Raw genomic sequence first — 7,953 nt, forward strand, 5'->3', positions numbered from 1 at the left:
GGGCGGCGGCGGTCGTCCCGGCGGATGCGTTCCGGGCTGGGCCCCATCAGCCCCGTCCGGTACAGCCCGTAGGTGATCCGCCGTCGCGCGGCCGCCTCCAGCTCGTCCCGCAGCGGGCCGTCGCGCAGCACCGCCTCGGGCCCGAGCAGACCCTCGACGACGGCCAGCGCACCGGCGGTGTCCCCGTGGTCCAGCCGTTCACGCACGCCGGACAGAGCGTCCGGGCGGCGGTGCGCCCGGTCGATCGCCTGGAGGCAGGGCAGGGGAGTGCCGGTCAGCGCGACGAGCAGTTCCTCCCGCCGGATCTCGTCCGGATCGTGGTCCAGGGGCGCGAGCACCCCGTCGACCAGCCCGATCCGGTGCCGTTCCCCCCGGCACTCCACGACACGCGGCTCCCCGGCGGGGTCCGCCGCCCGGGGCGGCCCGACGGGCACATGGCCGGGCACCAGCGCCGAGGCGACCAGCGGATGCAGCCGGTCCGCGTCGATCGCCCCGGAGCGCAGCAACTCCAGATCGGGCGGCACCCAGGTCGCCGCGTCGGGCAGCACAGGCAGGGGGAGGGCGGCCCCGTCCCCGTCGGACGCCACCTCGATCCGCGGGGCGGGCGATCCGGCGCCGTCCGGGCCGTCGTCGAGGTGCAGGAGCAGTCGGCGCCGCGCCCCGAGCCGTACGAGGACGGGCCCGCCCGACCGGCCCTCGGCGGCCAGTACGATCCGCGCCTCGTCCGCCCACCGGCCCACGGCACAGCCGTACTCCGGTGGCACGGCCCCCGACGCCTCCCCGCCCGCGAGGGCCGGGCCGTCCGCGGACGCCTGGTCGGACCCGGAACGCGGGCGCAGCTCGGGGGCCCTGCGGGCGTCCCACAGATGCCGGTGCAGATCGAGTCGGTAGCGGCGGCTGGGCCGGGGATGCGGGTGGCGGCACGCGTCGGGCGCTGAGCGGGACCCGGCGGATCCGTCCCACAGCGCGAGCCCGATCCGCTGGCCGGCGTCCGCCCAGGCGGGCGGGGTCCGTACCACGAGGTGCACCGGGTACGGGCCCGCGCGCCCCTCGGCGCCGTACCGGGCCAGCGTGATCGTCAGCCCCGGCCGCAGCAGCCCGTCGGGGGCGATCCTCGGCAGGTGCCAGCGCAGCAGGTCCGGAGCGAGATGCCGCAGGTCGGCCCGTAGCCGGGCGGCGACGTCCTGGCCGTGGCGCAGGGCGACGGTACGCGGATGGAGGTCGATGTCGATGCCGGCGGCGGCACAGGCCCCCGCCCAGTCGCCGACCTCTCGGCGGGCGGTGGCGGTCTCGATCATCGACGGAGGCACGGCGAACCGGCGCACGCGCGACCAGAAGGAGAGTCGGGAATCCCCGTTCGCGACATGAGTGAGCATCAGCACTCACCTTGCGCGGACGGGACCCCCATTCTGTCAACGGAATGAGTCGTCATCGCGGCGATCATAGCCCTCACCCTCCGCACACCGGTACAGGTTTTCGAACCCGCGGTTCCCCGCGCGTTGCCCCGTGGCGCCGACGCGTGCGACCACGTCGGTGCGCCGGGCGGCCGCGGCAGACGCTCGGCGGCCAAGGGCGGGCGGGGGCAGACGCTCGGCGGCCAAGGGCGCGCGGGGGCAGGTGTTCGAGTGGGCGATTCGAGTGATGATTCGAGTGGTGAGGGGCATGGCACGGGCGTACGGTCGAACAACGGACGCATGAGTGGACCTTTTCCCTCCACCGATCAGTGCCGAGCGACATGCCATGAGCAGCGATCCCCAGTCGACCTCCCCAGTAGAGACCACCACCCGGGAATCGGGTGGTGGCGGGAGCGCGATGGCGTTGCTGGTGATCGCCTCCTGCCAGCTGATGGTCGTCCTCGACATCACGATCGTGAACATCGCGCTGCCGGACATCCAGCGTTCCCTGGACTTCTCCACCACCAGCCTGGCCTGGGTGGTGAACGCCTACACGCTCACGTTCGGCGGTCTGCTGCTGCTCGGCGGCAGGGCCGGTGACATCCTCGGCCGACGCCGTGTCTTCGTCTTCGGCGTCCTGCTGTTCGTCCTGGCCTCCCTCCTCGGGGGCCTCGCCCAGAACGCCGGTCAACTCCTCGCCGCCCGCGCCCTCCAGGGTGTCGGCGGCGCCATCGCCTCCCCGACGTCCCTCGCCCTGATCAGCACGACCTTCCGCGAAGGCCCCGAACGCAACCGGGCGTTCGGCGTGTTCGCGGCGGTCTCGGCGGGCGGCGGCGCGATCGGACTGCTCGCGGGCGGTGTCCTCGTGGAGTGGCTCAACTGGCGGTGGGTGCTGTTCGTCAACGTGCCGATCGGCCTGCTCATCGTGCTCGCCACCCCCCGCTGGATCCGGGAGTCCGAGCGGCACCCCGGCCACTTCGACGTCACCGGCGCGCTGACCTCCACCGCGGGCATGGTGCTCCTGGTGTACGGGTTCATCCGCGCCGCCCAGGAGGGCTGGCGGGACGCCCTGACGCTGGCGTCGTTCGCGGGCGCCGTGGTCCTCCTCCTGCTGTTCGTCCTGGTGGAGAAGCGCTCCCGGCAGCCGATCACCCCGCTCCACATGTTCGCCGACCGCAACCGGGCGGGCACGTACGGCATCATGCTGTGCCTCGCAGCCGCCATCTTCGGCATGTTCTTCTTCCTGACGCTCTTCGTGCAGAACGTGCTGGACTTCAGCCCGTTGGCCACCGGGTTCGCGTTCCTGCCGGTCAGCGCGGTGATCGCGATCGGCGCCGGGCTGGCGTCGCGCTTCCTGCCCGTGTACGGGCCCAAGCCGTTCATGGTGGTGGGCGCGATCCTCGCGGCGGTCGGCCTGGGCTGGCTGACCCTGACCGACGTGCACTCCACGTACGCCGGCAGCGTGCTCGGCCCGATGCTGGTGTTCAGTCTGGGCATGGGCATGGAGTTCGTCTCCCTGACCCTGATGGCCCTGTCCAACGTCGCCACCCAGGAGACCGGCGCGGCCTCCGGGCTCCTCAACGCCACCCAGCAGGTCGGCGGTTCCCTGGGCCTGTCCATCCTCGTCACCATGTACGGCACGGCCAGCACGAACGAGGCGGAGGAACAGATCCCCCGCTTCCTCTCCCAGGCGACCCCGCTCGAACGCCTCCAGTTCGAACGCACCGGCCAACTCCCGCCGCCCTACAGCGACGAGGTCCTCACCGCCGGCGTCTCGGCCGCGTTCGTCATGGCCGCGATCTTCACGGTGGTCGCCGCGCTCATCGCCGTCCTCGCCATCCAGGTCCGCCCGTCCGACCTGGAACGCCTGAAGGGGGACGGGGCGGGACCGGGCGGCGCGGCGTAGGGGGGCGCCGGGGCGCGGCCCATGACGAGAGTGGCGGGCGGTGCTCCGCCCTCCGACTCCGCTTTCCCCTGACAGCGCACCGGGTGAACTGCATAATCGGCACCCGAAGGCCTGCACGGGGAGGGGCGTCGTGGCCGATGAGCAGTCCCGCGACCAGACCGTCGTCATCAAGGACTCCACGGGCCGGGTGACCGGGTCCGGCTTCATGCTGACCCGTAACCTCGTGCTGACCTGCGCGCATGTGGTCGCCGACGCTCTCGGCACCGCACCGTCCGGTGATCGACCGCGAGGCGAGGTCCAGGTCCGCTTACCGGCCCTGCTGACGGATCTTCGAGCGGAGGTCATGGCCGGCGGCTGGTTGCCGCTGGGGGACGACCGGCAGGGGGACCTGGCGGTCCTCAGCCTCCTCGCGCCTGCCGCACAGTCGGTCCCCGCATCGCGTATGGACCGCCCCCGGGCCGGAGCCGCCGTTCACCTGTACGGGTACGACCAGCACGTGGGGCTGCGACGGTGGAACGGGGTTGTCCGGAACACGCCCGCGGTCGGCTCGGCGGGGTGGACCCGGCTCGAGTTCACGCACCGGGAGCCCCGGCCCGGGATGAGCGGCGCCCCGGTGATCGACAGTGACACCGGAGCGGTGGTCGGGATGCTGCTGGCGGCAGGCCAGGACGACGACGCCCGCGCCGTGGGATGGATGCTGCCGGTGCGGGACGCCCTGGACCACGTACCGGTGAGGCGTCCGCGCGACGACCGACGCGGTCTGACGGCCCGTGATGCGGGCGTGCTGGCGGAGGCGTTGACGGAGGCCATGGTCCCGGCCGGCCCGGGGGCCGTCGACCTGCTGGTCCGGCTCATCCCTCCCGCGATCGCCGAGGCCATGCCGAGATCCCCCGTCCCCCGTGTCCAGTTGATGGCGTTGGTGATGACCTGCGCGCGCCACGCGAACGGCCTGCGCGCCCTGACCGCGGCCCTGGAGACGCTCGTCCCGGGCAGCGTAGAGCTGGAATCGTTCACGACGCTGGTCGACAAGCTGACCTCCCAGCCCCTGCTGCTGCCCGCCGAGCGTCTGTCTCTGCACGAGTTGCTCGCGAGGGCGGCCGACCCCGCACGCGTGCGGCCGGGACTCGGCGATCTCGATGCCCTGGTGGATCGGGCGGTCGAACTGGAGGACGCACCGGTCACGGAGGGCGAGCCGCCCCCCCTGCTCACCTTCGTCTCCGGTGTCGCGGAGCAGGCGGCGCCCATGACGCACTTCCAACTGTTCCTGTGGGTCCGCGATGTGGCGCAACGGCTGGGGATCGACGTGCCTCCGGGCGGCGCGGGGCCGAAGCGGCGCAGCGGACCGGCGGTGCTGAAGTTCACGCTGACGGAGGCGGGTTGGGAACCCGGACGCTACGAGGCGGTCGCCCGGCTCCTGCCGGACCCCGACAGGGATCCGGTGCCGCTCGGCGGCAGCGACGAGCCGATACCGCTGACAGCGGTGCAGGAACTCGTCCAGGACACCCTCCGAGACGCCACCAGACGGCTGGGCGGGGACAGGGACAGACTGCGGGTCGAGTTCGAACTGCCCCGTCGCCTCCTGGAACTCGACGTCGAGTCCTGGTCCGCCGACGGGGCTGCCGAGGGACGGAGCATCGGCATGCTCCACCCGGTCACCGTACGCGTCGGCCGAAGGAGCGGCGACGTCGAACCCGGTTGGCGCGAACGGTGGAAGAGACTGGTCACACAGCAGGACCGCTCCCCGTCGACATGGCTGGAGGGAAGCGGCCGTCGCGTCCTGTGCGTGGACCCCCGCGGTGAGATGGAGCCGTCCGCGCCCCGACCGCTCGACGCCGCACTGGCCGCGGGGGTCACCGTCGCCATCTGGTCCCGGACGGGAGACGCGGAGATCGAGGCCCGGATCGAGGAACTGGTCGCGCACACGGACCTCGCGGCCCTGCCCGAAGCCGTTCTCGCCCTACGCCGTGAGAACGTCGAGGCCTGGGCGGACAGCATCGTCCTGCTCTATGACGACCCGCGGTCGGCGGCGCCGGAACCACCGCTCCTCGACCCCTTCCCGGCATCATGAGCCGGGGACCCGCCGGCCGCTCGGCGCTGCTGCACGCGCTCAGCGCTTTCGACCGGCCGACGGCCGGCGGCTTCCCCGGAGATCCCGGAGCGCTCGATCCCGCTGAGGGCTACCGCGGCCCGTTGGAGTTCCCCGTTCCTGCCGCTGAGCGCCGCTACGACCTGCACGTGGTGGTCGACCGCGCCCCCTCCATGGACCTGTGGGACGACACCGTGCGGGACTTCCTCTCGGTCACCCGCCAGGCGCCCTTCCGCAGTGTGCGGGTCGACGAACTCGACACCTCGGCACCGGATTCCCCGCCCCCTGGCGTGGCGGGCGCCGACGGGGCCGGTAGGGCGACCCGGCGGGTGCTGCTACTGGCCACGGACTGTCTGGGGCACGCATGGCGTGACGGCAGGATGACCGCACTCCTCCACGAGTGGAGCCGGACGTCCGCAGTGGCCGTCGTCCAGCTGCTGCCGCAGCGGCTGTGGGGCCGGACCGGCACCCCCGTCGTCGACGTCGAATGGAGCAACCCCAGCCCGGGAGGCCCGGCCGGGCGGTTGCGGCACCGCCCGTGGTCGTCCCCGGCCGGACCGGTGGCCGTGGGCGGTGCCGTCCCGGTGATCGCACTGAATCTGCACTCCGTGCGTGCCTGGGCCGAGTTGGTGACGGGCGCGGACGGCGCCTGGCACCAGGGCATCGGCCTCCTCGTGGACGAGAAACCGTCGGCCCCCGACGGCACACGGACCCGGGGCGCACCGCCCAGGACCGGGGCCGCGGGGACCGCGGCGGCGGGGGGCGCCGCACGGGGCACTCCTCAGGCAGGGCGCGATGCGGCCCGTCGGTTCCTGCGCACGGCCGAACCGGACTCCGTCCGCCTGGCCGCGCTGCTGACGGTGGCGCCGGTCGTCACCGTCCCGCTGCTCCGCGGCATGCGGCACCGACTCCTGCCCGACACCGGTGACTTCTCCGTCGCGGAGGCGTTCCTCAGCGGGTTGTTCGTTCCCGCACCGGCATATGACACCGCCACTGCGGGCCGTCGGGCCTACTTCTTCCGGCCGGGCGCCGGCGAGGTGCTCATGCGGGAGCTGGGCCGGTCGGACGTCACCCGCGCCCTGACCGTCGCCGACGAGTTCCTGCCCCCCGACGCCTGGACCCTCCGGCACGGCTGGGCCGAGACGGACGAGGACCCACGCGCGGCGCCCGAGCCGCCGCGCGACAACGGCACCGGGCCCGAACTCCGTGTGACGGATGAGAGATTGCCGGCCAGGAACGACAGCTTCACCGGCCGGGACGCGTTGCTGCGCGACCTGCGGGACACCCTCGCGGCCAAAGGCAACGACCTGTGCGTACTCCAGGGAGAGGGCGGTGTCGGGAAGACCCAGACCGCGCTCGAGTACGCGCACCGCCACCGCGACGACTACGACTTCGTCTGGTGGGTCGAGGCAGGGGACGCGGCGAAGGCCCGGCAGTCGCTGGAACAGCTGGGCACCGCGCTCGGGATGACACCGGACCCGGGCGGTGCCGTACCGGCGGAGGCCGTGCTCGACCGCCTCCGCAACGGCCGTACGCGCAGCGGATGGCTGCTGGTGATGAACAACGCGGAGTCCCCCGAACGCCTCGGGCCCCTGCTGCCCCGCGGGCGAGGGCATGTCATCGTCACCAGCCGAAGCATCAGCTGGACCATCCGGATGCCGTACCTGCGGGTGGCACCGTTCCAGCGTCCGGAGAGCAAGGAACTGCTGCACCGCCTGGTCGCCGATCTCTCCGACGAGGACGCCGACGCCTTGGCCGAGAAGGCCGGGGATCTTCCCCTGGTCCTCGTGCAGTTCGGGTGCTCGCTGGCGGGTCCCGGCCTGGACGTCGCGGGTCATCTGGCGGAGTTCGACGAGATCTGCGCCATGCTGCTACGGGAGAGGCCCCTGCCCGAATACCCGTTGCCGGTCGCGGCGAGCTGGCAGGTCACCCTCGACTCGCTGCGCGACGGGGCACAGGACGCCGTCGACCTGCTCCATCTGCTCTGCTTCCTCGGGGCGGGGCCCGTCCCTCAGGATCTGCTGTTCGCCGGAGTGGGACGCGAGATGCCGCTCGGTCCGGGTCATGTGCTGCGCGGCGCGGTCGAACTGCACCAGGCCCTCTACCGTCTGGGCGACGCCGGCCTCGCCACCGTCGACAAGGACACCCGGACCATCGAGGTGCACCGGGTCCTCCAACTGGTGGTGCGCCACACCTTCATGGAGGAGTACGAGCGCCGGCGGGCAGGCGAGGCGGTCCTGTGCCTCCTCGCCACGGCCGTACCGGACGACCCCACGGCGCCCGAGAGCCGTCTGCCGATGACCGAGATCAGCCGGCGCCTGAACCTCGTCGACGCACTGGCCAGCGAACGCGACGACGTGGGTGACCTGGTCGTCGCCGCGGTCCGGCATCATCACACCCACGGAGACCGGAACGTCGCGGCGACGATCGCCGAACTGGCCGCGCAGAGCTGGCACACAAGACCTGAACCGCGCCGCCGGCAGCTGGAAGCCATGCGGCGATGCCTGGAGCAAGCATCGCCCGGCCCATGAACCCGCCCCGGCCCATGAACCCCGCCCCCCACCCAC

At 72.8% G+C, this 7,953-nt stretch carries 4 protein-coding genes; 3 read left to right on the forward strand and 1 reads right to left on the reverse strand.

The window, feature by feature from the left end; translation table 11 throughout:
• Window positions 1-1,376 (reverse strand): hypothetical protein (locus AOK23_RS27495; protein WP_063791412.1); only part of this gene is annotated, 1,376 nt, incomplete at its 3' end.
• A 436-nt stretch (window positions 1,377-1,812) separates the two neighbouring features.
• Between AOK23_RS27495 and AOK23_RS27500 the strand changes: the two genes are divergently transcribed.
• From AOK23_RS27500 to fxsT, 3 genes are all read left to right on the forward strand, one after another.
• Window positions 1,813-3,300, forward strand: coding sequence for an MFS transporter (locus AOK23_RS27500; RefSeq protein WP_055715310.1), 1,488 nt, complete (start codon window positions 1,813-1,815; stop codon window positions 3,298-3,300).
• A 130-nt stretch (window positions 3,301-3,430) separates the two neighbouring features.
• On the forward strand, window positions 3,431-5,368 hold the full coding sequence (locus AOK23_RS27505) for a VMAP-C domain-containing protein (RefSeq protein ID WP_055715311.1): 1,938 nt from the start codon (window positions 3,431-3,433) through the stop codon (window positions 5,366-5,368).
• Entirely contained in the window at window positions 5,365-7,917 is a 2,553-nt protein-coding gene (gene fxsT, locus AOK23_RS27510) for an FxSxx-COOH system tetratricopeptide repeat protein (RefSeq protein ID WP_055715312.1), read from the forward strand. Before AOK23_RS27505 ends, fxsT begins: the two co-directional genes overlap by 4 nt.
• The last annotated feature ends 36 nt before the right edge of the window (window positions 7,918-7,953 follow it).

The sequence above is a fragment of the Streptomyces torulosus genome, assembly GCF_001419765.1.
In the GTDB taxonomy this organism is placed as follows: domain Bacteria; phylum Actinomycetota; class Actinomycetes; order Streptomycetales; family Streptomycetaceae; genus Streptomyces; species Streptomyces torulosus.

What these genes read in the sequence shown, in the direction of transcription:
- AOK23_RS27500 (WP_055715310.1), top strand. Translation starts at nt 1,813, where the DNA reads ATGGCGTTGCTGGTGATCGCCTCCTGCCAGCTGATGGTCGTCCTCGAC.
- fxsT (WP_055715312.1), top strand. Translation starts at nt 5,365, where the DNA reads ATGAGCCGGGGACCCGCCGGCCGCTCGGCGCTGCTGCACGCGCTCAGC.